Origin of the sequence: Andreprevotia sp. IGB-42, from assembly GCF_009848685.1 — a bacterium.
Classification (GTDB): domain Bacteria; phylum Pseudomonadota; class Gammaproteobacteria; order Burkholderiales; family Chitinibacteraceae; genus Andreprevotia.
Genome location: NZ_WXTX01000012.1, coordinates 126803 through 149588 on the forward strand (window position 1 = coordinate 126803; position 22786 = coordinate 149588).

Below are 22786 nucleotides of genomic sequence, written 5' to 3' on the forward strand. Positions count from 1 at the left end.
TCGGATGCAGACCGGGCGTTATCGTGTTGCTGGCGTTTTTTCGTGCTGTTGCTTGATGAAATAGCCGGGACTATTGGGCGTACAGCGTTCGGAATCATAATCCCGGCTATCCGGATCGCAGAACCCCACAGCGGGTTTGAGTGTTTCCGCTGGCGGTACCGCAGATGGCGTCGCCGAGACGGGTAGCGGTGTGATCGATGGCACCGCAGTGGGTGTTGCTGCAGTGTCGACAGCAGCCTGCCTGGCCGGTGCTGGCGGCACCACGGACAGGGTGCCGGACTTGATCGGCAATGCCTTGCCGGTGCAAGGCGTTTCCGAATAGCTGGTGCTACCGCTCGCTTCCTTGCATTTATACATTGCGGCAGAAGCCGGATTGGCTATTGCCAGCGCGGCAAGCACGAGAGTCGCCCGCAGCATGCTGCGGCACATGGCTACATGACAACGTTTCATCACAGTCCTCCTGCCGCCGGACAGGCGGTTCAAGTTGGGTGATGTGTCATATTTGCCGATTGCCGCTACGATCACTATTGCTGCAATGCTTAAAAAGACTGGCTGGAATACCGACGCTGCCGTCAGATCATCGCCAATGGCATCGCGGTACCGCAAACCGGCCTGGATCAGTAATGGCTTCCGCCTGAGGATGATTGTGTTGTATCGGCCGATCTGGTTGCCCCGCTTGTCGAACTGACTGCCGTGCCGCCATTGCTGTCCGATTCGCGATAAGCAGGCACAAAAGCGCGCTTGGGCGTATTCACGCTACTGACCGCCCCACGCTTGCTGAGCGGGATGTCTTTCCCCAGGCAGGGTGAATCCGAATAGGTGATTGCACCACCCGCATCCTTGCACTTGTAAAGCGCAGCGGCGGCAGGTGCGGTTACGGCAGCAATCATCAAGGCCGGCAGCAGATAGCCACGCAACAGCAATATATGAGCATGCATGGCCTGAACCTCGACCGTAAACCATCATCCCTTTACGCTGGCAGCCGCTGCTTGCGTATACAAGGATTGCCGCTGCAGGAATCCGCCAGATGGCATGGATCAGCGTCGCAGGCGTTTACGTGGCTTGCCGGTACCGCCGGCGGGGCCGTACACATTGTTCAGATTGGCCGGCGTGCAGAATTCGGGATCGTAATCCGGATTATCCACGCTGCAGTTTTCCACCATCGGGGCGTCCGGGTCTACCGGTCGCTTGGTGGGCGTTTGCGGCCATGGTGTGGGCTTGGGCGTTTCGATGCGTGGCTGTTCCGGTGCAAGGGGTGTCAGCGGCGTCAATGTCGGCATGGGCAATACCGACATCGTGCCCCCTTCCATCGGCATGGCCTCGCCTTTGCAGGGTATTTCGGAGTAACTGATGCCCCCTGCGTCATCCTTGCATTTGTATACTGCCGCTGCGGCCTGTGCACACGGCAATGCCATCAGCAGGGCAGCCAGCGCCGGGCACAAACAGGCAGACTGATAAACAAACATGCATGCTCCTTCCTGCCCGTTGCTCACCGCCTTGCCAATGGCTGCCAGCCCGGCCTGATGCTGCAAGCATGGCATGCAATGCCGGGAAAAACCAGCGGGCGCTGCCCCGGGCGCCGGCAGTACTACTGGGCGGCAGCCTGATCGGGTGGCGGCTTCATTTTCACTACCGGCAAGCCCTTGGGTACCTCCGGATCCGGCTGCGAAGTGTCCTTGCCGGCCGAGTTGGTCACGCTGCCATTGGCCGCGCTGCCAGCCGTACTGCTGGCACTGCGCGCTGCCTTGGTTTTTTTGGTGGGCTTCGGCGTTTTTGCCGGTTGGCAACCCCCGTTACCGGGGTTGCAGTCTGCCGTTGCATTGCCTTGCGGGCTGATCACCTCGCTGCTGATAGGCGCGGCAATTACCTGCGGTGCCGATGCCGGCAAGCGGGGCTGCGCTGCGGCAACGTCCGGCTCCGTAGCCCTTGGTATCTGCGTGGGTGCAGCCGCGATCACCGGGCTGGCTTCCGGTTTGATGGCGGCCCTGGGCACCGGCGTGGTTTGCACGATGGTGACCGAACCGCGTTCATCCATGGTCAGCCGCTGGCCTTTGCATGGTGCATCGGAATACACCACGCCCCCTCTGGGATCACGGCATTTGAATATCTCGGCCGCAGCCGGTGCGGCACAGACAGCCAGCACCAGCAGCAATGCAGCAAACCGGCATCCGCCCCAGCTCATCCTTTCCTCCATCCCGTCTTGCGCAATGTCGCCATGCGGCACTCCGCACGCCTCACAGTTTGTCCAGACCGATTTCGCCCACATGATTGAATACATAGTCGGGCTTGTACGGAAAATGCTCGATCATCGCCATGGTGGTCACCCCGGACAGTACCAACGCGGTTTTCATGCCCGCTTCCATGCCACCCACGATATCGGTATCCATGCGATCCCCCACCATCAGCGCCTCTTCCGGATGCACACCCAGCTTGCGTGTGGCCAGCATCATCATCAGCGAATTGGGCTTGCCGACGATATACGGCTTCTTGCCGGTGGCTGCCGAAATGGCCGCCAGGATGGTGCCGGCAGCGGGTTCGTTGCCACCTTCAACCGGGTCGATCATATCCGGATTGGTGCCGATGAATTTGGCACCCGCATCGATCAGGCGCACGGCCTTTTTCAGCATCTCGAAATTGAAGTTGGCGGTCTTGCTGACCACCACGTAATCGGGGTGCGATTCGGAGAGCGAGAACCCCACATTGTAGAGTTCATTCATCAGGCCGCCACCGCCGATCACGAATGCCGTGGCCCGCTCTTTCTGGCTGCGCAGGAACATGGCCGTGGCCATGGCACTGGTGATGAAGTTTTCTTCCTCGATGCCATGAATGCCCATCTGCGCCAGCTTGAGTTTCAGGTCCAGCGGGGTTTGCTCGGCGTTATTGGTCAGGAACAGGAATGGCGTGTTGTCTGCCCGCAGCCTGTCGACAAAATCCTGCGCCCCCACAATCACTTGCTTGCCACGGTAAATCACGCCATCCATATCGGATATAACGGCCTTGATCATGCTCTTTTCCCTTGGGTTCTGCCGGTTCAATACGCCTATCGTAGCCGGGAAAGCAGCCTGCGGAGAACCACTGCGTGTACATGGCAGCGAGGAAAGCACGCCGCATCAACAAAAACACCCGGTGCGCACACTGCGCACCGGGTGTTTTTACGGCTTGCCGGCAGATGCCGGCGAACCACCAGCGCCCTCAGCGCCTGCCGTCCCGATCGCGCCAATCATGATGATGGTGCCCATGGTGGTCATCGCGGTCCCCGCCACGGTCACCGCCATGCCAGCGTGGTGCAGGCTGATACTCGATGACCCGGTAACCGGATGGCTGCCAGTAGCCCTCACGCCAATAGCGGGCACGCCCCTGACCATACCAGCCCGGCTCCACCCACAGATAACCCGGCCGGCGCGGGGGCGCGTAGACAATGGGCGCAGGCGCCGCATACACCGGCACGCCCACATTGATGCTCACGCGCACCTGCGCCTGCGCAACACCGGCCTGCGTGAAAGCGACACCTGCCAGCAAGCCGGCCCCGACGAGGGAAAAGAATCTGGTCATGGTTCTCACTCCTGTTCGTGACGCACAAAGACGTCCATAAGCGATTAACGCAGTAGTGCACGGCCGCGATGACCTGTTGCCAGCAATGTCACCACCGGTTACATGCGGATGCACCGGCCGCGCCATGCCGATGCAACGTGCGCTGGCACAGCCTATGCTGGAGGGATACCTTACGCAGCGTCGTGCCATGAGCCTTGCCAACCCCTTCCGCAATAACGACGATCTGCAGGAGTTTCGCGAGGCGCTCTACGACTACGCGCCCAATATCGAGCGCCTGGTGGCCGAACTCACGCGCCACCCAGGCGAGCCCACGCTGATTGCCGATCTGTTCCGTGCCTTCCACAACATCAAGGGCGATGCTTCGCTGTGCGGCGTGGCCTTCGTGGTGCCGTTTGCGCACAGCGTGGAAAGCCTGCTGGCGCGCTTGCGCGCGGGCACGCTGCAGTTCAAGCCGGTATTGGCAGAACTGATCCTGCTCACGCTGGACCGGCTGGAACTGGCGGTAGACGCATTGGCTGCACGCCAGAGCATCGATCACCTCAGGCTGCCCTATCTGGAGGACGCGCTGGCTGGCTTGGCGGAGCTCGATCAGCGGCAGCTCGATCGCAGCTGCCGGCAATTGCTGGAAAAACTGACCGGTTTTCGTGCCGATAGCCCGCTACCGCTAGAGCTGGAGCAGGAGACCGGGCGCGGCAGCGATACCGAACGCGCCGACGACCTGCGGTTTTTCCGCCACCTGGCCTTGCAGATGGAGCACCGGCTGCCGCTGTTCGAGGGCCGCATCAGCCGCAACCTCAAGCTGGCGCTCGACACCAACACTGCCGCAGGCAGCCCGGTCGACGCCGTACAGCTGGAAGCCGCGGTGTACATGCACGACCTGGGCATGATGCTGCTGCCCGAAGCCATCTGGCTGCAGACGGAACGGCTATCGGAAATACAGCGGCGGCAGCTTTCCCTGCACCCGGGCTGGGGGGCAGGTTTGCTGGCGCGCATGCCGGGCTGGGATCAGGCCGTGGACATGGTGCTGCAGCATCATGAAAAGCAGGATGGCAGCGGCTACCCTGCCGGCCTGGCCGGCGATGCCATCGTACCCGGCGCCAAGATCCTGGCGCTGGTGGATGCTTTTGAGGCGGTGATGGTGAAGCACCACCAGCGCGGCCAGCATCGCTCGGTGCTGCGGGCCATTGCCGAAGTCAACGCATCGGACCGGCAATTCGACCCCGCCTGGGTGACCCCATTCAATGCGGTGATCCGCACCATGCTGGAAAACAGGCCGCGCTGACCGCTACATCTGTATTGCAGCCGATATACGGCATGCGCACAGTGCCTATATTCATGGCACTACCATGCTCTGGAGCCCGCCATGCGTATTGCCATATGCACACTGTCCGTCCTGCCCGTGCTGCTGATCATCACGCCAGCGCTGGCGCGAGATTTGCCGCCATTGATGCCTTCAGAAGGCAAATGGGCGATTACCAGCCAGATGATGCCCGAGCAAAAAGCCGCCATGGCCAATCTTGATGCGACATCACTGGCGATGATGAAACAGCGCGGCATGGAGATCGACCCAAAGGCGGGCACCATGACGATGAGCATGTGCCTGAACAAGCAGAACATCGATAAATGGCACGATGCCGGAGAAGCAAGCCGCGCCAAGGGCGAGCAGAAGTGTGATGATCCCAAGTACTCGGTAACCGGCAATACACTGACCATGGACATGAAGTGCAACAAACCGGAAGCCACCATCATGCACAGCGTGTTCCAGTTCAATGCCGCGCATGATGGCTATAGCTTCGAACACAACATCACCACGGCCAGGCAACAGATGCAGATGAAAGGCAGCGCCAAAAAAATCGGCCCCTGTTGAGTCGTTGCCAGCATCTGCCGGTGGTGCAGCCATGGGCAGCAAGCAAAAAAAAACGCCGCTTCTCTCCAGAGAGGCGGCGTTTTTTGCTATCGCACCCGGTGCATCGCGGTATCAGGCGCCATGCGATGTGATACCGGCCATCAAGCAGCTATAGCAGCAGTTACAGCGGGCGCGTAGCCGGGCCATCCGCAGCAGTGGCATCGCGGGTGTTCTTTTGTACGGCCACGGCGGCAAACAGGCTCAGCAGGAAGGCCATGCCGTAGAAGCCTTTTTCGCTGGGCGCCAGCGTGGCATTCCACAGGCCGACAGCCAGCAAAGCAACCGCAGCGATACTGGAGAACCAGCACATGCTGGAATAAATCTTGGTCACGCGGATGCCTTCGAGCTGGTCACGCACGCTTTTCTGCAGCGAAACCGCTGAGAACAAACCGTACAGCAGCACCACCAGGTAATAGCCCTTCTCGTTCAGCTGCATGTTCGCATTGAACAGGCCGATCAGGTACGCAGCAGCCCCGGCCACCAGCGCAACCCACGATGCAGCAATGAACGCACCCGACGTTTTCTGTTGATTCACACTCATTTAACCTATCCCCGTTTTGCCGTTTTGAAACTGATTTTTATCAAGCCGGTTTTATGACACCGACAAGACAGGCAGTTTGCACAAAACCAGGCGGCCGAGAAAGCGTTTTTCAGGTGTGTGTCATGCAATGTGTACCACGGGTAGCACAATCCGCGCCTTCGTCACCCATCAGGCGCCCTTTGCGAAGGTATTGCACAGCTTCATGTTGCCGTTGTCGAACCCTTGCCTGAACCAGTGCATGCGCTGCTCCGAGGTACCGTGCGTAAATGAATCCGGTGCGATGCTGTGGCCGGCATTGCGCTGCAAGGTGTCGTCGCCGATTGCATTGGCGGCTTTCAGCGCCTCTTCCAGATCGCCCGCCTCCAGCACGCCGCGCTGGCTGGCGTAATGCCCCCAGACACCGGCAAAGCAGTCGGCCTGCAATTCCAGCTTCACCGACAGCGCATTGGCGGCCGCCTTCGAGAGCTTCTGCTCTGCCTGATGCACCTTGTCCGAAATGCCCAGCTGGTTCTGCACGTGGTGGCCCACTTCGTGCGCCACCACGTAGGCAGCGGCAAAATCACCCGGCGCGCCAAAGCGGCGGTGCAGCTCATCGAAGAAGCCCAGGTCGAGGTAGACCTTGGAATCGGCCGGGCAATAGAACGGGCCGACCGCAGAGCTGGCCTGGCCGCACGCCGATTGCACCGCATTGCGGAACAGCACCAGCTTGGGCGCCACGTACTGCGCATCCGCCTGTTCGGCAAACAGCTGTTTCCAGGTGTCCTCGGTATCGCCCAGCACATGTGCAACCATCTGCTTGTTCTGGTCGTTGTCGGTGGCGGCCGGGCGGGCACCCTGGGTGGCTACCGGCTGGTTACCCGACAACTGCATCACGAAGCCGAGGATTTCCATCGGGCTCTTGCCCAGCAGCAAGCCCACCACCACCGCAACGGCAATGCCGCCCACCCCCAGGCGCAGGCCCCCACCCACCATGCCACCGCCGCTGCTGCGGTTGTCTTCGACATTGCTGCTTTCGCGCATCCGGTCCCAACGCATCATGCTCTCCCGCCACACTTGGATGCATGCAGTGTAGCGGTTTGGCAGTACGCATACAGCCGGCAGTAATGCACGCGGCAGGCTGGTAGCAATCAGCCTTGCTCGAAAGCGAGCGCTGCCTGCACTGCGGGGCGCGCCCGATAGGCTTCGCGGTAGGCGTTCAATGCCGGGTAATCGGCAAATTCCGGCCCCAGCCGCGCCAGCCAGCCCACGAACAGGCCAAAGTACGCATCGGCAATGGTAAAGCGCTCGCCCACCAGCCACTTGCGCGTGGCAAGGTGTGCCTCGATATGCGTGAGGCCGGCTTTGAGCTGCACTGCGCCGCGCTCCCGCACCAGCGTATGCGCTTCCGGATCCGGATGGTAACGTTCCGGCCGATTGATGGTGCGGAATGCGCCCACATGGATTTCGCTGCTGATATAGCCCAGCCAGCTCTGGATTTGCGCACGTTCCACGCTGCCCGCCGGGGCAAACAGGCTGGTGCCGGGCTTGAGGTCAGCCAGGTACGGCAGGATGGCGCTGTTCTCGGTGATCACACTGCCATCGTCCAGCTGCAGCGTCGGTACCCGCCCCAGCGGGTTCACCGCGAAAATCGGCGATGCGGGATCGCGCAGCGTTACCTTGACGATTTCGATATCCAGGCCCAGTTCGCGCACGGCCACGTGTGCACCGAAGGAACATGCGCCGCGCGCGATATAAAGTTTGCTCATCAGACTATCCGTTGAAGGGTTTGCTCGGAAAAAGGCCGAAGGCAGCCAGTGCGGCCACCTTCAGCCCGGATTGCTCAAGCCGGCTTGCGGGCCAGCGCAAACAGCAGGTTTCGGTGCAACAGGATGCCGCGCTCGTCGCGGTGTGCGTTCAGCCGTACGTTGAAGCGTTCGGTCAGGTCACGGCGCACATCAGGCACGAATTCACCGAGGAAATTGCCGAAGGAGCTGGCCTCGTTGAATGCGCGTACCGCATCGGCATCGGCAAAGCGGTCGGCAAAACGGCGCAGGCGGATTTCGTCCACCAGAAACCCTGCCGCTTCCAGCTGGATGGCCAGCTCGGCAAAAGACACCTTGTGGGGCGTACTGCCGGTGCTGTGCGCACGCCCCAGGCCGGCTTCGGCCAGCACTTCGGCAATCAGCCGTTGTACATCGTGCGGGCGCTCGCGGCTGGCGCTGCTGATGGCAATGCGGCCTCCGGGCTTGAGCACGCGCAAGGCCTCGTTCAACGCTGGTGCCTTGTCCGGCAGCCAGTGGTACACGCTGTTGAGCACCACGGCATCGAAACTGGCATCGGCAAAACGGTGCAGGTCTTCCGCCTGCCCCACTTCGAACGACAGCTGGCCCAGGCCCTGCTCACTGGCACGCCGCCGGCCGATATCGATGCGCAGCGGCAGCGGATCAATGCCCACCACCACGCCCTGCGGGCCGATGAAATGCTTGGCGGCAAAAGCGGTCAGCCGGCCGGTGCCGCTGCCCACGTCCAGCAGGGCTTCGCCCGGCTTGAGCTGCAGGCCGTTGAGCAGGTGCTGGCCATGTTCGTATTGCAGATCGCTGATCTGATCGTACTGCGCGGCAAGCTCGGGGGTATCGAGGGTCAGGCTGGGCATAAGGCACTCCTTGAAAACGGTGATTGCCACGCGCTTGGGCGGGGCAGCGCTGGCAACACGTTTACTTGATGGTGAAGCCGAGATTGGCGATGGCTTCAACCAGGCGATGCCGGCCAGACAAGGTTTCCGGCCCGCGCAAGCGCGATACAGCCTGTCTGGACCATGGCACCTGCGGCAGACCCTGGCTGTGCTGGAATGCAGTGATCACCGTATCGTAATCAGCCACCGCCGCATGCTGCTGGCTGGCCGAGTACTGCTCGCGGTGCAGCACCGTGCGTTGCGACAGCCGCGGCTTTACCGATGCCGGGCGCGCCGGATCCGGGTGGCCGATCACCAGGCCGAATACCGGGAAAACCTGCGGCGGCAGGCCAAGCTCGGCGGCGACTTCTTCCGGCTTGTTGCGGATGGCGCCGATGTAGACGGTGCCCAGGCCCAGTGATTCGGCTGCGGTCACCACGTTCTGCGCGGCCAGCGCGGCATCGATCACGCCCATCAGATAGGTATCGAGATAATCGAGCCCGGCAATCGGTGCATCCTGCTGTGCGGCAACGGTGTTCAGGCGGGCCAGATCGGCCAGGAACACCAGCACCAGCGGTGCCTCGGGGATGTGTGCCTGATTGCCCGCCAGCACGGCCAGCCGGGCCTTGCGCGCTTCGTCCTCTACCGCCAGTACGCTCCACACCTGCAGGTTGGAAGAGCTGGGCGCCGACTGTGCGGCAGCCACCAAGAGCTCCAGCGTGCCGCCCTGCAACGGCTTGCGCTCGAATGCGCGCACCGAGCGGTGACCCAGCAATGCTTCCAGCGTGCCGTTCAGCTCGGGCACAACGGTCAGTTCGTCACGGCCATAACGGCCATTGACGAGATCGAGCGACGAAAAATCCTGCGGTTTACCCATGGCGAACTCCCGTGTTGATTGCGTAGAGTCCAGCTAGAGCAAACGCCGTACCAGCTCGAAATGGCGGCTATCTGTCGCTTTTTTCGCTAAAAAACACCGTTATGCGCGAATTTCTACAGCCGCATTGCGCGAATTGCTGAATATTCAACAATCGCTTGCCGCAACGGGGCAGCTCACGCATCCAGCATGAGCCGCCCGCCAGCAGCCCATCACGCGTAAACATCCACCAGCGCATAAGGGTTGCGTGCACGATCAGACTGGCCCGATGCCAGGCCCGCTTCATCGCCCACACCCTGCCCATCCGTGGCGCGTGGCGCTTGCTGTTGCTCGGCAAGGCGATTGCGCAATGCCTGCATCTGCTGGCTCAGATGCGCTTCTTGCGCCTGTTTTTCCGGCTGTGGCGTGGTGGCACAGCCGGCCACATCCGCGTACTTGCGTTGCAGCACATCCAGCTGGCTGGCAATGTCCGCGCCGCCCCTTCCGGGCAGTGCGGCGGTAGAAGCGGGCGCACACGCGCTGCTGATAGTCGTCATGGTGATCATCCTGTTCGGGGGCTGGCCTGCCCGCTCGAAGGGCAGTCGCTTCCCCCGTTGGTCGCCACCAGGGCGCACAAATGACAGCAGGATTAAAAAAAAGGTGGTCCTGACCTGATCAGCCGTTGTCGGCGCGATGCCAGCGCGCCTGTAGGCCGCGCCAGCCGGCACCGATGATGAGCGCACCCACGCCCAGCATCACGCCGCACAGCACCAGCGCCTGCAGGTGTTCACGCACGATGGGCACACGGCCAAAGAAATAGCCGGCCCACAGCAAGCTGCCTACCCACAATGCCGCACCCGCGCTGGCAAAACGGCTGAAGCGGCCGAAGTCCATCGCCGACACACCGGCCAGGAACGGTGCAAAGGTGCGTACCACCGCCACGAAAGGCGACAGCAAAAAGGTGGCGCCGCCGTGGCGTGCATGGAAAGCAGCGGTTTTTTCCAGCGCCCGGGGTGATAGCCAGCGGTAGCCATGCGCCATCGTCTGCCGCCCCAGCACACGGCCGATACCGTAACCGAGCATGCTGCCCGCCAGCGCGGCGACAAACAGCAAGGGCATTAGCAGCCAGATATCGAGTGCATGCGTGGCGCAGAATGCGCCGCACACGAACAGCAGCGGATCTCCGGGCAGGAAAAACAGCGGCACCACACCGATCTCGCTGCACACCACGGCAAACAGCAGCACGTAAACCAGCACGCCATCGTGGCGGATCAGCAAATCCATACCCTGTTCGGCATGAAAGACTGCATGTGCGAACGTGCTCCAATCCATGCTGCAGCCTCCGTGAGGATGCGATACCGGCACCGCGCCATCATCGCATGGTAACGGGCGCACAGCCGTTCGCCCGGTTTGTTCGACCGCGGCTAAACAGGCACGCTAACGCACATAACTGCGGTTGAGGTGCGTCTCGAGCTTTTTCTGTACCGCCTCGAACGAAGCGCTCAGCAGCCAGTAGATGCCCGCCGCGGCAAGGTAGAGCGGAAAAGGCTGGAAGGTCGTGGCAATCACTTCCTTGGTGGCCAGCATGAGTTCACCCACGGCAATCACCGATACCAGCGAGGTATCCTTGATCAGGCTGATCAGACTGTTGGACAGGCTGGGCACCGCCAGCCGCAACGCCTGCGGGCCCACCACATAGCGCAGCGTCTGCGCATACGTCAGGCCCAGGCTCTTGCCGGCCTCCCACTGGCCACGGTCCACGCCGACAATCGCGCCGCGTATGGTCTCGGACAGATACGCACCCACGTTCAGGCTCAACCCAAGGATACCGGCGGTAATGGGCTCGAACTGGATGCCGATGCTGGGCAGGCCGAAATAGATCACGAACAACTGCACCAGCAATGGCGTACCGCGCATGCAGCTCACGTACAGGCCGGCAATCTGCGTAAGTACGGGCAGCCGCGCCAGCCGGATCACCGCCACCAGCGTGCCGATCAGGAAGCCGCCCACCATCGCGGACAACGCCAGCATCAGCGTATAACCCGCGCCCTTGAGCAACAGCGGCAATGCATCGCGCAACAGCGCGATCAGGCCATGAACATCCATACGTGCAACTCCGTCAAAACAAAACCCCCAGCCAGAGCTGGGGGTGCCGGGCTTCGGTCATGCGGAGTTTAGAGCTTATCTGCAGCGGCCGGGTGGACAAGCCACGCAGCCACACAGTGCTGTCACCTGGCGACCGGCGGTTTGCTCACATCACGGTCAAACCACTTTTTCGAAATCTTCGCAAAGCTGCCATCGGCCTGCAGATCCGCCAGCGCCTTGTTGAGCGCAGCCTGGAACTTGGGATTGCCTTTCACGAAGGGGATGCCGGATTTTTCCAGCGCGCCCACCGGTGCACCGGGCTTCAGCGGCAGTTTGGTCTGCTTGACGATATACGGGATCAGCAGGCTGTCGTTCAGCGCCGCGTCGATGCGCCCCAATGCCAGGTCCTGCAGGTATTCCTGTGCGCCCGGATAGGTTTTCACATCGATACCGCCCACTGCCTTGGCGATATCCGCGTAATTGGTGCCCTGCCCGAGGCCCAGCTTCTTGCCCTTCAGGTCTTCCAGGCTGTTGAACACGCGCTTTTCATCCTTGCGGACGATCAGCTGCGGTGCGGAGATGGTATAGGGCTCGGAGAAATCGAATGTCTCCTTGCGCTTGTCGGTAATGCCCACCTGGTTGATCACCACGTCGTACTTGCCAGCCTGCAGGCCGGCCAGGATGGCGCTCCATTCGCTGGTGGTAAATTCAACCTTCACCCCCAGCTTCTGGCCGAGTGCCTTGGCAAGCTCCACTTCGAAGCCTGCCAGTTCGTTGTTTTCCTTGTAGTTGAACGGCGGGTATGTACCTTCCAGCGCTACCTTGAGCGTACCGCGTTGCTTCACGGTATCGAGCAGATCGGCCGCACCAGCGTGCAGTGCCAAACCCAGCAAACTGGCGGCAACCAGCAATTTACGCATATTCATATGCAATTCCTTGTATTAAAAATGGTATTTAATATCGAAAGTGAATATTAAGAAGCGACACCTTGCTGGTCAACGGAATTAGCCACAAATACGGGATAGCCCTGATCTGTACGCAATTGCACTGGCCTCCGGATACGACAACATAGTAAGGTCTAGGCAAGCAAGCCCCGCATAGCCCTCCGGACCTGAATTGATGCACCGTATTGCCACCCTGCTCGCCCAAGCCGGCAACCGCCGCGACCCCGCCACTGGCGCCATCAGCACCCCCATTTACCAGACCGCTACCTTTGCCCACCCTGCGCTGGGCGAAAGCACCGGGTACGACTACACGCGCAGCAGCAACCCTACCCGCAAGGCGCTGGAGGACGCGATGACGCAGATCGAGGGCGCGGCAGCCAGCTTCGCCTTTGGCAGTGGCCTGGCGGCGCTCTCCACGGTGCTGTGCCTGTTCTCCAGCGGTGATAACCTGATCGTTGCCGAAGGCGCGTATGGCGGCACCACGCGCCTGCTGGACCAGGTATTTGCACGGCTGGGGCTATCGGCCAGCTATGTATCGATTACCGATACCGCCGCCTACCGCGCGGCGTTGCAGCCCAATACACGCGCCATCCTGATCGAATCAGTATCCAACCCTTGCCTGCTGGTACCCGATTTGCCGGCGCTGGCCGCACTTGCGCATGAAGCAGGCGCGCTGCTGATCGTCGACAACACCTTCCTGACCCCATACTGGCTGCGCCCGCTGGCGGGAGCCGATGGCGTAGCTGCGGATATCGTGCTGCATTCGGCCTCCAAATACCTGGCCGGCCACAACGACACCATCGCCGGCCTGGTCAGCGTGCGCACGCCGGCGCTGGCAGAGCGCCTGGGCTACTTGCAAAACGCGGTGGGCGCAGTGCTGGCGCCACAGGATGCGTGGCTGGTGCTGCGCGGCCTCAAGACACTGGCGCTACGGCTGGAAGCACAGCAACGCAACGCGCTGCTGCTGGCGCAATGGCTGCAAGCGCATCCGCAGGTGCGGCGCGTTTACTACCCGGGCCTGCCTGGCGATGCCGGCCACGCGCGGCTGAAAAGCTTCAGTAATGGCTTTGGCGCGGTGTTGTCCTTTGAATTGACCAGCACTGCAGCTGTTGCCGCACTGATCGAAGGCGTTCAATTGATCTCGTATGCAGAGAGCCTGGGCGGTGTGGAAAGCCTGATCACCGTACCAGCGGTGCAGACGCACGCCAACCTGCCGGCGGCGGAGCGCGCAAGGCTGGGCGTGACCGATACGCTAGTGCGCTTGTCCGTCGGCATCGAGGACAGCGCGGATTTGATTGCCGATCTGGCCGCTGCATTGCAACATTGATCCACCCGTAACCCGGCTCACCCCGCCATTCATTCCGCAGGCTCCAGCAATGCGCTTCGATACGCCGATAGACCGCCTTCCCACCGCCAGCCAGAAATGGGCGAAATACGCCAATCGCGACATCCTGCCGATGTGGGTGGCCGACATGGATTTCCACAGCCCGCCATCCATCATCGCCGCACTGCAGGAGCGCGTGGCACATGGCGTGTTTGGCTATACCGATCCACCCGCCAGCCTGGTCGAGGCGTTCACCGGCTACGCCAGCCGCGTGTATCGCTGGGATATCGATCCGGCATGGCTGGTATGGCTGCCGGGACTGGTACAGGGGCTGAACATTGCCTGCCGCGCGGTTGGCTCGCCCGGCGATGCGGTGCTGACCTTTACGCCGGTTTATCCCAAGTTCCTGTATGCGCCACCGCTGGGTGAGCGCGAGCTGATCACCGTGCCGCTGGAACAGCGCGATGGCGAATGGCGCTGGGACAAGGCCGCGCTTGAAGCGGCCATCACCCCCGCCACCCGCCTGCTGCTGCTGTGCCACCCGCACAACCCGGTAGGCCGGATCTGGCGCAATGACGAATTACGCGAATTGCTGGATATCGCCCGCCAGCACGATCTGGTGGTGTGCTCGGATGAAGTGCATTGCGACCTGTTGCTGGAACCCGGTGCCACGCATACCCCCTTTGCGCTGCTGGACAGCGATTTTGCCCGGCAGACAATTACCCTGCTGGCGCCATCCAAGACCTGGAACATCGCCGGGCTGGGCTGCGCGGTGGCAGTGATACCGGATGCGGCACTGCGTGCCCGCTTCCGCCATGCCACGCTGGGGCTGACGCCATCGGTGAACCTGCTGGGCTACACCGCCGCAGAAGCGGCGTACCGCGATGACGGTGCATGGCACGCCGCACTGCTCGCTACGCTGCGCACCAACCGCCAGCTGCTGCAAGACTGGTTTGCCGGCAGTAGCCGCCTCAAGCTGACCGTGCCGCAAGCCACCTACCTCGCATGGATCGACGCGCGCGCCATCGATGCGGAAAACCCGTTGCCCATCTTTGAAGATCATGGCGTGGGTTTGTCGGACGGGCGTGATTTCGGCACACCAGGCTTCCTGCGGCTGAACTTCGGCTGCCCTACCGCGCTTCTCGAACAGGCATTGCAGCGTCTTGAGCCGCTGCGTTGAACCCGCTTGTAACAAAGGGGCTTGATTCAGCCGGTATGGCTTGGCACCATCCAGACATGGCTTTCCATCTGCAATACCCACCTGCCCGTAATGACCACTGATTTGAGCCCCGGTAATTCTGCAAAGATCACCCAGCAAAGGCATGTGTTGCTTGCGCAGGCAGCCACGCTGCTGCGCGGCGAGCACAGTGCGGAGACATTGCTGCAACAGGCTGCGCGGCTATGCGGGGCCGACCTGCTTGCCCAGGCCGAGGTTGACCTGTGGCTGGGGCGCAGCACACTGCTCGATGGCGGCAATCAGGGCAAGGCGCTCAATATCTGGCTGCAGGGGCTGGACAAGGCGTTGCAGGTGGAACACGCGCCGCTTTGTGCCGAGCTGTGGCTGGAAATCGGCACGCTGCATCGCCGCCAGGGCGATGTGGATAGCGCATTGCGTCATCACGAGCAGGCGCTGGATTTTGCCGGCAGCCATGGCGAATTGCTGGCGCGCTGCCAGTTGGCGCTGGCTGCCGACCTGTTTGCGCTGGGCGAGCTGCCGACAGCCAGCGCGGTGCTGCGCGTGGCAGAGCACGATGCCAGCGCGGATTGGCCCGCCACCTACCACGAGATACTCGGCAAGCTGGTCCGCCAGGATGGCAGGCCGGCGCAGGCGCTGGTCTGCTATGAACATGCATTGCAGCAACACCGGCAATATGGTGCGCGCGGCGGGCAACTGCGCTGCCTGCTGCGCATCGGCCAGCTGAAGCAGGCCGCTGGGCAGGACGGCGAAACGGAATTGAAAGCGGCCGCAGAGCTTGCCAGCGCGCTCGACGCCGCCAGGCTGCAGGGCGACATCCACCGCGAGCTGGCGGCGCTGTACGAAGCACGCGCTGACCATGCACGCGCCACCGAACATTACGCGGCCTTCCTGGCGCGCCAGCCACTGCCCACCACCGCTGCGCGTGCCACCAGCAAGCGGCTGGCTACCATCGAAATGCGCCTGAAGCTGCTGACGTCCGAGATCGAACTGTCGCAGCTGCGCGAGGAAACCCAGGCGGGGCGCCAGCAGCTGCAAAAACTGGAAAACGCCGCCTACCGTGATGCGCTCACGCAGATGCCCAACCGCCGCGCGCTGAACGAGCGGCTGCCCGATCTGGCCGCCGCTGCCGAGGGCGGCGTGCCGCTGTCCTTGCTGCTGCTCGATATCGATCAGCTGGTGGCGGTAAACGACGCTTATTCGCATGCCGCCGGGGATGAAGTGCTGCAGGGTGTGGCCCAGCTGTTGCTGCATGAATGCCGTGATAGCGATCTGCCGGCTCGCTTCTCCGGCGAAGAGTTCGTGCTGGCACTGCCCGGTGTGCACCTTGCCGAGGCGATCAAGACGGCGGAACGCATCCGTTACCGCATCGAATCGCATCACTGGCTGGCCTACCCCAATCTGAAAATCACCGTGGGCATCGGCTGCGCCGAATACACGCATGGCGATACGGCGGAAATCCTGCTGTCACGCGCCGATCTGGCGCTTTACCTGGCCAAGCGCGCCGGCAGCAACCGCATCTGCAGCACCCCGGAGGCCTGAGTGAGCGACACGCAGCAAAAACTGGCATCCGAGCTTGAACCGCTGGCCACCGCCGCAGCCTCCGGCTCTCCGGAAAGCCCGGCCGTGATCGATGCGCTGCTGCGGCGCGCGCGCGCATTGAACGATGCGCAACTGATCGGCCTCGCCTACGTGACGCTGGGGCACGCGTGGCAGCATACCGGCAGCCTGAAAAATGCCCAGCAGGCGTTCCGCCATGGCGCCAAGGTGTTTCTGCATGCCAACCTGGCCCGCGCGCATGTGGAAGCACTGATCGAGGAAGGCCGCTGCCATTACGCCGCTGGCGATGCTGCACGTGCGCTCGATACCTGGGCAAAAAGCCTGGAACACGCGCACGTCAGCCATGATCTGTACAACTGCGCCCGGGTCTATCTGGGCGTGGGCCAGGTGTATGTGGCGTTCGGCGATCACGACAGCGCACTGCACTACCATGAGCTTGCGCTCAAGCTGGCGCGCCCGCTGGGTGAAGCCCGGCTGGAATGCGAGGCACTGATCAATGTGGCCGGTGATGCATATCGCCAGCTCAACTACAGCCGTGCCGAACAGGCACTGGCAGAGGCCGATGCACTGCTGCAGGGTGCGGTCAGCAACCGGGTATGGGCTGCGGAAGTGCATAACTACCGCGGGCTGATCCTGTACGCGCAGGGCAAGGATGCCGCAGCAGTCCCCTTTCTGGAAGCCGCATTCCGCCTCAACAACGAAAACGACAACCTGTGGGGCAAGGCGCACGCGCTGCTGGCACTGGGCAAAGTGTTCACCCGGCTTTGCGATACCAGTAGCGCGGAACGCGATCTGCTGGGCGCGCGCGAGCTGGCAAGGCAGGCGCAGCTGACCTCGCTGCAGCAGGACGCGGTCAGCCTGCTGGCACAGATTGCCGCAGATCGCGGTGATCACGAAACCACGCTGCGCCGCTACCGCGAACTGCACGCATTGCGCAGCCAGGCCTTCCCCGCCAACCCGGAAACATCGTTGCGGAGCAGCCCGCAAGCGGCAGCACAGCTCAAGTTGCTGGAAGCGCGCAGCCGCCTTGCCCGCACGCGCCTGCGCTTTGCAACGCCTGGGGCAAATTCGCCCGCAAGCCGCTGAATCGGCTGCCGCTCAGGAAACTACTCGCCCCGCAACAACCATGCCGGCTGCAAGCCGGCATGGTTTATTCAACGCGCTAGCAATCAGCCCAGTCGTACCCGTATCGCAGCAGCAATACCGGCAGCATCCAGCCCGCAATCGGCCTGCAGCTCTTTCTGCTCGCCATGTTCGACGTAGCTATCGGGCAAGCCCAGCTGCAGCACCGGTCTGGCAATGCCGGCGGCAGCCAATGCTTCAAGTACCGCGCTGCCCGCGCCGCCCATGATGGCGTTCTCTTCCACGGTCACCAGCAGGTCATGGCTGGCAGCCAGTTGCCTCACCAGTTCCACATCCAGCGGCTTCACGAAGCGCATGTTGACCACGCTGGCATCCAGCACTTCACCAGCCTGCAGCGCCGCTTCGAATACGGTGCCGAACGCAAGGATCGCCACTTTGCCACCAGTGCGGCGCACTTCACCCTTGCCCCAGGGCAAGGCGCTCATGGCTGCTTCGATTGCGGTGCCATTGCCGGCGCCACGCGGATAGCGCACGGCGGCGGGGCCGTTGTGTTGCCAGGCGGTGTAGAGCATCTGCCGGCATTCGTTCTCGTCCGCCGGCGCCAGTACCGCCATATTGGGAATGCAGCGCAGGAAGCTCAGGTCGAACGCACCGGCATGCGTAGGGCCGTCTGCGCCGACCAAACCTGCACGGTCGATGGCAAAGGTGACATCGAGGTTCTGCAGCGCCACGTCGTGGATCAGTTGATCATACGCGCGCTGCAGGAAGGTCGAGTAGATCGCCACCACCGGCTTGAGGCCTTCGCAAGCCAGGCCAGCGGCAAAGGTCACCGCGTGCTGCTCGGCAATGCCCACGTCGAAATAGCGGGTGGGGAATTCCTTCTCGAAACGCACCAGGCCCGAGCCCTCGCGCATGGCCGGGGTGATGGCCACCAGGCGTTGATCCTGCGCAGCCATGTCGCACAACCAGTCACCGAACACCTGGGTGAAGCTGATCTTGCCGCCCTTGCTGCCGGTCATGCCGTTTTCCGGCGTGAATGGCGTGACGGCGTGGTATTTCACCGGGTCGTCCACCGCCAGCTTGTAGCCGTGGCCTTTCTTGGTGACGATGTGCAGGAATTGCGGGCCGCTCAACTTCTTGATGTTGGACAGCGTGGCAAGCAACGTTTCCAGGTTGTTGCCATCGATGGGGCCGATATAGTTGAAGCCCAGTTCCTCGAAGAACGAAGCCGGGGTAAAGAAGCCCTTGACGCTTTCCTCACCCTTTTTGGCCAGCTCCTTGAGCGTGGGCATCACATCCAGCATCTTGCCGGAGGCATTGCGGAAGCCGTTGTAGAACTTGCCCGACAGCAGCTTGGCCAGATAATTGTTGAACGCCCCCACATTGGGCGAAATAGACATTTCATTGTCGTTGAGGATGACCAGCAAGTTCACGTCGCGGTGGCCAGCGTTGAACAGCGCTTCGATGGCCTGCCCGGCGGTCATCGAACCATCGCCGATCACCGCGATGGCGTGGCGGCCCTCGCCGCGCAGCTTGGCGGCCTCGGCAAAGCCCAGCGCAGCACCGATCGACGTGGAAGAATGGCCAACGCCAAAGGTGTCATACTCGCTTTCTTCACGCTTGGGGAAACCAGCCAGCCCGCCCTTCTTGCGCATGCTGCCCATGCGTTCGCGCCGGCCGGTCAGTACCTTGTGCGGGTAGCTCTGGTGGCCCACATCCCATACCAGCCGGTCGTTCGGGGTATCGAATACGTAATGCAGCGCAACCGTCAGCTCTACCGCACCCAGGTTGGAGGCGAAATGGCCGCCGGTCTGGCTGATGGAGTCGAGCAGGAAGGCGCGCAGTTCGTCGGCCAGTTGCGGCAGTTGCTTGCGCTCAAGGCGGCGCAGGTCGGCAGGACAGGCCACACGGTCGAGCAAGCGGGTATTGGTCAGTTCAGACATGAGGAACAGTTCAGGAGCGGCGCGCGACGATGAAGTCGGCAACCTGTTTCAGGCGGCTGGCAGGCGCGCCAAAGGTATCGAGCGCGGCATGCGCCTGCGCTTGCAGTTCGGCGGCTTTTTCCTTCGCGGCGGCAAGCCCCAGCAGCGACACATAGGTGGGCTTGTCGTTGGCGGCATCCTTGCCGGCGGTCTTGCCCAGCGTGGCCGAATCCGCTTCGCAGTCGAGGATATCATCAACCACCTGGAACGCCAGCCCCACGCATTTGGCCGCATGATCGAGCCGGGCCAGTTGCTCCGCACCGGGCGAAGTACCGCAATGCGCGCCCAGCAAGACCGAGGCACGGATCAGCGCGCCGGTTTTCAGGATATGCATCAGCTCCAGCTCGGGCAGGTTCAATGCCTTGCCCACGCTGTACAGGTCAACCCCCTGCCCGCCACACATGCCGAGGCTGCCGGATGCCTTGGCGAGCAGGTTGATCATTTTCAGCTGCTCGCGCGGATCGTCCGTCAATACGTGGCCGGACAAGGCATCGAATGCGGCCGTTTGCAGCGCGTCGCCAGCAAGCAGCGCGGTGGCTTCGTCATACTGCACATGCACGGTGGGCTTGCCACGGCGCAGCACGTCGTTGTCCATCGGCGGCATATCGTCGTGCACCAGCGAATACGCATGGATCAGCTCGACGGCGGCGGCGGCATGATCCAGCCGCGCCGGGTCCGCGCCCACCAGCTCGCCGGCGGCAAACACCAGCAGCGGGCGCACCCGCTTGCCACCGTCGAGCACCGCGTAGCGCATTGCCTGGTGCAAACGGGCGGGGATGTGTTCGTTGCTGGGCAGACAGGCTTCCAGCACGTGTTCAATGCGCGCTTGTACTGCGCTCATCCAGCCCTTGAAATCGAGATCGGCGGCAATCATGGCGCCTCCGCACTGTAGGGCTTGAGCTCGCCCCCTTCCAGTACCTTGAGCTGCTGTTCCGCATCCTCCAGCTTGCCCTCGCAGTAGCGCAGCAGCGTCTGGCCGCGCTGGTAGGCAGCAAGCGCCTGCTCCAGCGGCAACTGGCCGTTTTCAAGCTGGGCGAGCAGCGTTTCGAGCTCGACTACGCCCGCTTCGAAATCAGCAGGTGCAGCAGCAGTGGATTTGGGGGATCTGGACATGAAAAAACACAGGCGGGGGAACGGGTGGAAAGTAGCCCAAACCCGCGCCATTAGTCAATTGCGCTGGCCGTTGGCGGCGCTTTTCACACAGTTTCAGCATTCACTTATGACGTTTGCAAGCCTGCGCGGCCAGACTGCACTACAAATAGAGTGACAAATCCGTCCAAGAGCCTGCCATGAGTCACCTGATCGGCCTGATCGCCGCCCAAAACTGCCTGCCCGCGCTGGAACAGCAATGTACGCGGCTTGCCCCACTGGGCCTGCAGGGATGCGTTGCCATCAGCGGTGACCAGAACGGCATTGCCGCCCATCAGAGCAACGACGGGCCAGCCAGCTTGCTGGCCGCGCTGGGCGGACAAACCAGCAACCGCTTGCTGATGCGGCTGGATTGGGCCACGGTCGCCAGCCATGCCACGGTGATCGAGCGCGAGCTGATCGGCGTGGTGATGCGCGGCAGCCTGGAAAACGGCGAGGCAGTAGCCAACCGGCTGGAATCGCTGGGCTATGCCAGCGAAGCCACAAACCAGGTGGCGCTGATTGCCGCACTGATCCACTGGCATCACCGCACCCAGCGTGACCTGGTGCGCGCCACGCACGCGGCCATGCAAGAGCTGACCGGCCTGTATGCGATCGGCGTGATCGAACACGGCAACAGCAATGAGCTGGTGTTTGCCAGTGCGGGTATTCCGCTGCTGATTGCCTCGCACCAGGGCGGTTATGCCTGCGCAGACCAGTTGGCCGCACTGCTGCCGTTTGCCACCGACGTGGTGCGACTGACCGCTGGCGATGTGGCCAGCCTGACACCCACGCATTATGAAATCGTCGATGCCGGTGGTGCACCGGTGCGCCGACAGCATGATGCCATCAATATCCGCAGCAACCGCGCCGAGCTGGACCGCTTCAGCCATTTCATGGGCAAGGAAATCAACGAGCAGCCCGCGCTGCTGGCCGATGCTCTGGCACGCTTCGGTTGCGATCCGGATCTGAACGTGCTGGTGGGCGACCATGGTGCGCGCAGCTTGGGCAATGTGGATGCGGTCGTGCTGATTGCATCGGGCAGCAGCTATCACGCAGCGCTGACTGCCCGTTACTGGCTGGAAGGGCTGGCCGGCCTGCCCACCACCGTGGAGCTTGGCAGCGAATTCCGTTATCTGGATGCGGTGCTACCGAGCAATGCGCTGGCCATTGGCCTGTCGCAATCGGGCGAAACCGCGGATACGCTGGCTGCATTGCGCCACGCACAGCAACTGGGCGCCACAGTCACTCTGGGCGTTTCCAACGTACGCAACAGCAGCCTGATGCGCCAGGCACAACTGCAACTGGCGCATGAAGTCGGGCCGGAAATCGCCGTGACGTCCACCAAGACCTTCAGCGCCCAGTTGCTGATGCTCTACCTGCTGTCGCTGGGGCTGGCGCAGCAACGCGGCCGGCTCACGCCGGTACTGCAGCAGCAGGCGCATGCCGACCTGTTGCGCCTGCCACAGGCCGCACAGGCTGTGCTGGCGCTGGAGCCCACACTGGACCAGTGGGCACAGCGGCTGGCGCGTAGCGAGCACCTGTTCTGCATCGGCCGGCACTACAACTACCCGATCGCATTGCAGGGCGCATTGAAAATGCAGGAAGTGGCATACCTGCACGCTGAAGGCCACCCCGGCGGCGAGCTCAAGCATGGCCCGCTGGCACTGGTGGATGCCAAGCTGCCGGTGGTAGCCTGCCTGCCGTGGAACCGGCTGGCCGAAAAGCTGCTGGCCAACCTGCAGGAAATCCGCGCCCGCAATGGCGAGTTGTTCGTGCTGTCAGACGCCGGCTTATCCCAGGCAGACCGGCTCAACATCGCCCGCATGCCCGATGATCTGCACGATCTCAACCCCATCCTGTACGTGATCGCGCTGCAATTGCTTGCCTACCGGATTGCCGTTTGCAAGGGTAACGAGATCGATACACCGCGCTATCTGGCCAAATCCTTTGCCAACGAGCAGTAGCAGCGGCCATCACGTG

The 22786-nt window shown here is 62.4% G+C and carries 25 protein-coding genes; 7 read left to right on the top strand and 18 right to left on the bottom strand.

Annotation, left to right across the window (positions count from 1 at the left end):
* Positions 1-18: 18 nt before the first annotated feature.
* The 6 genes from IGB42_RS17310 to IGB42_RS17335 all read right to left on the bottom strand — a co-directional run bounded on the left by IGB42_RS17310 (position 19) and on the right by IGB42_RS17335 (position 3552).
* The gene (locus tag IGB42_RS17310) at positions 19-450 is read right to left on the bottom strand and encodes a DUF4124 domain-containing protein (RefSeq protein WP_174764230.1); all 432 of its coding nucleotides are present in this window, start codon (positions 448-450) and stop codon (positions 19-21) included.
* A gap of 167 nt (positions 451-617) precedes the next feature.
* On the bottom strand, positions 618-938 hold the full coding sequence (locus IGB42_RS22700; protein WP_159673994.1) for a DUF4124 domain-containing protein: 321 nt from the start codon (positions 936-938) through the stop codon (positions 618-620).
* A 99-nt stretch (positions 939-1037) separates the two neighbouring features.
* Positions 1038-1466 carry a DUF4124 domain-containing protein gene (locus IGB42_RS17320; RefSeq protein WP_159673996.1) on the bottom strand — a complete coding sequence of 143 codons (429 nt, stop codon included), beginning with the start codon at positions 1464-1466 and terminating at the stop codon, positions 1038-1040.
* Positions 1467-1588: 122 nt separating this feature from the next.
* Positions 1589-2182: a DUF4124 domain-containing protein gene (locus tag IGB42_RS17325; protein ID WP_159673998.1), complete on the bottom strand. Its 594-nt coding sequence runs from the start codon at positions 2180-2182 to the stop codon at positions 1589-1591.
* A gap of 52 nt (positions 2183-2234) precedes the next feature.
* On the bottom strand, positions 2235-3005 hold the full coding sequence (locus IGB42_RS17330; protein ID WP_236822631.1) for an HAD-IIA family hydrolase: 771 nt from the start codon (positions 3003-3005) through the stop codon (positions 2235-2237).
* Positions 3006-3192: 187 nt separating this feature from the next.
* Positions 3193-3552 carry a hypothetical protein gene (locus tag IGB42_RS17335; RefSeq protein WP_159674000.1) on the bottom strand — a complete coding sequence of 120 codons (360 nt, stop codon included), beginning with the start codon at positions 3550-3552 and terminating at the stop codon, positions 3193-3195.
* A gap of 187 nt (positions 3553-3739) precedes the next feature.
* Here IGB42_RS17335 and IGB42_RS17340 point away from each other — a divergent pair, with 187 nt between their 5' ends.
* Entirely contained in the window at positions 3740-4834 is a 1095-nt protein-coding gene (locus IGB42_RS17340) for an HD domain-containing phosphohydrolase (RefSeq protein ID WP_159674002.1), read from the top strand.
* A gap of 81 nt (positions 4835-4915) precedes the next feature.
* Entirely contained in the window at positions 4916-5419 is a 504-nt protein-coding gene (locus tag IGB42_RS17345) for a DUF3617 family protein (RefSeq protein ID WP_159674004.1), read from the top strand.
* A 160-nt stretch (positions 5420-5579) separates the two neighbouring features.
* On the opposite strand, the gene yiaA is transcribed toward IGB42_RS17345, so the two are convergent.
* The 9 genes from yiaA to IGB42_RS17390 all read right to left on the bottom strand — a co-directional run bounded on the left by yiaA (position 5580) and on the right by IGB42_RS17390 (position 12513).
* On the bottom strand, positions 5580-5999 hold the full coding sequence (yiaA, locus tag IGB42_RS17350) for an inner membrane protein YiaA (RefSeq protein WP_159674006.1): 420 nt from the start codon (positions 5997-5999) through the stop codon (positions 5580-5582).
* Between the two features lie 168 nt (positions 6000-6167).
* Positions 6168-7037, bottom strand: a complete 870-nt coding sequence (locus IGB42_RS17355; protein ID WP_255461514.1) for a neutral zinc metallopeptidase — start codon at positions 7035-7037, stop codon at positions 6168-6170.
* Positions 7038-7126: 89 nt separating this feature from the next.
* Positions 7127-7744, bottom strand: coding sequence for a glutathione binding-like protein (locus tag IGB42_RS17360; protein ID WP_159674008.1), 618 nt, complete (start codon positions 7742-7744; stop codon positions 7127-7129).
* Between the two features lie 74 nt (positions 7745-7818).
* Positions 7819-8631: a class I SAM-dependent methyltransferase gene (locus tag IGB42_RS17365; protein ID WP_159674010.1), complete on the bottom strand. Its 813-nt coding sequence runs from the start codon at positions 8629-8631 to the stop codon at positions 7819-7821.
* A 61-nt stretch (positions 8632-8692) separates the two neighbouring features.
* Entirely contained in the window at positions 8693-9526 is an 834-nt protein-coding gene (locus IGB42_RS17370; RefSeq protein ID WP_159674011.1) for an NADPH-dependent oxidoreductase, read from the bottom strand.
* A gap of 209 nt (positions 9527-9735) precedes the next feature.
* On the bottom strand, positions 9736-10059 hold the full coding sequence (locus IGB42_RS17375) for a hypothetical protein (protein WP_159674013.1): 324 nt from the start codon (positions 10057-10059) through the stop codon (positions 9736-9738).
* Positions 10060-10177: 118 nt separating this feature from the next.
* Positions 10178-10834 carry a VTT domain-containing protein gene (locus tag IGB42_RS17380; RefSeq protein ID WP_159674015.1) on the bottom strand — a complete coding sequence of 219 codons (657 nt, stop codon included), beginning with the start codon at positions 10832-10834 and terminating at the stop codon, positions 10178-10180.
* Between the two features lie 105 nt (positions 10835-10939).
* Positions 10940-11608, bottom strand: coding sequence for an amino acid ABC transporter permease (locus IGB42_RS17385; protein WP_159674017.1), 669 nt, complete (start codon positions 11606-11608; stop codon positions 10940-10942).
* A gap of 122 nt (positions 11609-11730) precedes the next feature.
* Positions 11731-12513 carry a transporter substrate-binding domain-containing protein gene (locus tag IGB42_RS17390; RefSeq protein ID WP_236822632.1) on the bottom strand — a complete coding sequence of 261 codons (783 nt, stop codon included), beginning with the start codon at positions 12511-12513 and terminating at the stop codon, positions 11731-11733.
* Positions 12514-12706: 193 nt separating this feature from the next.
* On the opposite strand from IGB42_RS17390, the gene IGB42_RS17395 reads away from it, so the two are divergent.
* The 4 genes from IGB42_RS17395 (at position 12707) to IGB42_RS17410 (ending at position 17696) form a co-directional block, all read left to right on the top strand.
* Complete coding sequence (locus IGB42_RS17395) at positions 12707-13858, top strand: PLP-dependent aspartate aminotransferase family protein (protein ID WP_159674019.1); 1152 nt, start codon at positions 12707-12709, stop codon at positions 13856-13858.
* Positions 13859-13907: 49 nt separating this feature from the next.
* Positions 13908-15035 (top strand): MalY/PatB family protein, encoded by a 1128-nt coding sequence (locus IGB42_RS17400; protein ID WP_159674021.1) that lies wholly within the window; start codon positions 13908-13910, stop codon positions 15033-15035.
* A 90-nt stretch (positions 15036-15125) separates the two neighbouring features.
* Positions 15126-16592: a diguanylate cyclase gene (locus IGB42_RS17405; RefSeq protein ID WP_159674023.1), complete on the top strand. Its 1467-nt coding sequence runs from the start codon at positions 15126-15128 to the stop codon at positions 16590-16592.
* Entirely contained in the window at positions 16593-17696 is a 1104-nt protein-coding gene (locus IGB42_RS17410; protein WP_159674025.1) for a tetratricopeptide repeat protein, read from the top strand.
* An 83-nt stretch (positions 17697-17779) separates the two neighbouring features.
* Here IGB42_RS17410 and dxs read toward each other — a convergent pair whose 3' ends face one another.
* The 3 genes from dxs to IGB42_RS17425 are packed head-to-tail and all read right to left on the bottom strand — an operon-like array spanning position 17780 to position 20788.
* Positions 17780-19627: a 1-deoxy-D-xylulose-5-phosphate synthase gene (gene dxs, locus IGB42_RS17415; RefSeq protein ID WP_374705057.1), complete on the bottom strand. Its 1848-nt coding sequence runs from the start codon at positions 19625-19627 to the stop codon at positions 17780-17782.
* A 19-nt stretch (positions 19628-19646) separates the two neighbouring features.
* Entirely contained in the window at positions 19647-20549 is a 903-nt protein-coding gene (locus tag IGB42_RS17420) for a polyprenyl synthetase family protein (protein ID WP_159674029.1), read from the bottom strand.
* Positions 20546-20788 carry an exodeoxyribonuclease VII small subunit gene (locus tag IGB42_RS17425; RefSeq protein WP_159674031.1) on the bottom strand — a complete coding sequence of 81 codons (243 nt, stop codon included), beginning with the start codon at positions 20786-20788 and terminating at the stop codon, positions 20546-20548. Before IGB42_RS17425 ends, IGB42_RS17420 begins: the two co-directional genes overlap by 4 nt.
* A gap of 176 nt (positions 20789-20964) precedes the next feature.
* Between IGB42_RS17425 and glmS the strand changes: the two genes are divergently transcribed.
* Entirely contained in the window at positions 20965-22770 is a 1806-nt protein-coding gene (gene glmS, locus IGB42_RS17430) for a glutamine--fructose-6-phosphate transaminase (isomerizing) (protein WP_159674033.1), read from the top strand.
* Positions 22771-22786: the final 16 nt, after the last annotated feature.

Coding starts and splice junctions, on each gene's coding strand:
- IGB42_RS17325 (WP_159673998.1), bottom strand. CDS start 2,182: ATGAGCTGGGGCGGATGCCGGTTTGCTGCATTGCTGCTGGTGCTGGCT.
- IGB42_RS17400 (WP_159674021.1), top strand. CDS start 13,908: ATGCGCTTCGATACGCCGATAGACCGCCTTCCCACCGCCAGCCAGAAA.
- IGB42_RS22700 (WP_159673994.1), bottom strand. CDS start 938: ATGCATGCTCATATATTGCTGTTGCGTGGCTATCTGCTGCCGGCCTTG.
- IGB42_RS17330 (WP_236822631.1), bottom strand. CDS start 3,005: ATGATCAAGGCCGTTATATCCGATATGGATGGCGTGATTTACCGTGGC.
- IGB42_RS17405 (WP_159674023.1), top strand. CDS start 15,126: ATGACCACTGATTTGAGCCCCGGTAATTCTGCAAAGATCACCCAGCAA.
- IGB42_RS17345 (WP_159674004.1), top strand. CDS start 4,916: ATGCGTATTGCCATATGCACACTGTCCGTCCTGCCCGTGCTGCTGATC.
- IGB42_RS17395 (WP_159674019.1), top strand. CDS start 12,707: ATGCACCGTATTGCCACCCTGCTCGCCCAAGCCGGCAACCGCCGCGAC.
- IGB42_RS17390 (WP_236822632.1), bottom strand. CDS start 12,513: ATGAATATGCGTAAATTGCTGGTTGCCGCCAGTTTGCTGGGTTTGGCA.
- IGB42_RS17380 (WP_159674015.1), bottom strand. CDS start 10,834: ATGGATTGGAGCACGTTCGCACATGCAGTCTTTCATGCCGAACAGGGT.
- IGB42_RS17360 (WP_159674008.1), bottom strand. CDS start 7,744: ATGAGCAAACTTTATATCGCGCGCGGCGCATGTTCCTTCGGTGCACAC.
- IGB42_RS17335 (WP_159674000.1), bottom strand. CDS start 3,552: ATGACCAGATTCTTTTCCCTCGTCGGGGCCGGCTTGCTGGCAGGTGTC.
- IGB42_RS17420 (WP_159674029.1), bottom strand. CDS start 20,549: ATGATTGCCGCCGATCTCGATTTCAAGGGCTGGATGAGCGCAGTACAA.
- IGB42_RS17340 (WP_159674002.1), top strand. CDS start 3,740: ATGAGCCTTGCCAACCCCTTCCGCAATAACGACGATCTGCAGGAGTTT.
- IGB42_RS17370 (WP_159674011.1), bottom strand. CDS start 9,526: ATGGGTAAACCGCAGGATTTTTCGTCGCTCGATCTCGTCAATGGCCGT.
- glmS (WP_159674033.1), top strand. CDS start 20,965: ATGAGTCACCTGATCGGCCTGATCGCCGCCCAAAACTGCCTGCCCGCG.
- IGB42_RS17320 (WP_159673996.1), bottom strand. CDS start 1,466: ATGTTTGTTTATCAGTCTGCCTGTTTGTGCCCGGCGCTGGCTGCCCTG.
- IGB42_RS17385 (WP_159674017.1), bottom strand. CDS start 11,608: ATGGATGTTCATGGCCTGATCGCGCTGTTGCGCGATGCATTGCCGCTG.
- IGB42_RS17365 (WP_159674010.1), bottom strand. CDS start 8,631: ATGCCCAGCCTGACCCTCGATACCCCCGAGCTTGCCGCGCAGTACGAT.
- IGB42_RS17310 (WP_174764230.1), bottom strand. CDS start 450: ATGAAACGTTGTCATGTAGCCATGTGCCGCAGCATGCTGCGGGCGACT.
- IGB42_RS17355 (WP_255461514.1), bottom strand. CDS start 7,037: ATGATGCGTTGGGACCGGATGCGCGAAAGCAGCAATGTCGAAGACAAC.
- IGB42_RS17425 (WP_159674031.1), bottom strand. CDS start 20,788: ATGTCCAGATCCCCCAAATCCACTGCTGCTGCACCTGCTGATTTCGAA.
- IGB42_RS17375 (WP_159674013.1), bottom strand. CDS start 10,059: ATGACGACTATCAGCAGCGCGTGTGCGCCCGCTTCTACCGCCGCACTG.
- yiaA (WP_159674006.1), bottom strand. CDS start 5,999: ATGAGTGTGAATCAACAGAAAACGTCGGGTGCGTTCATTGCTGCATCG.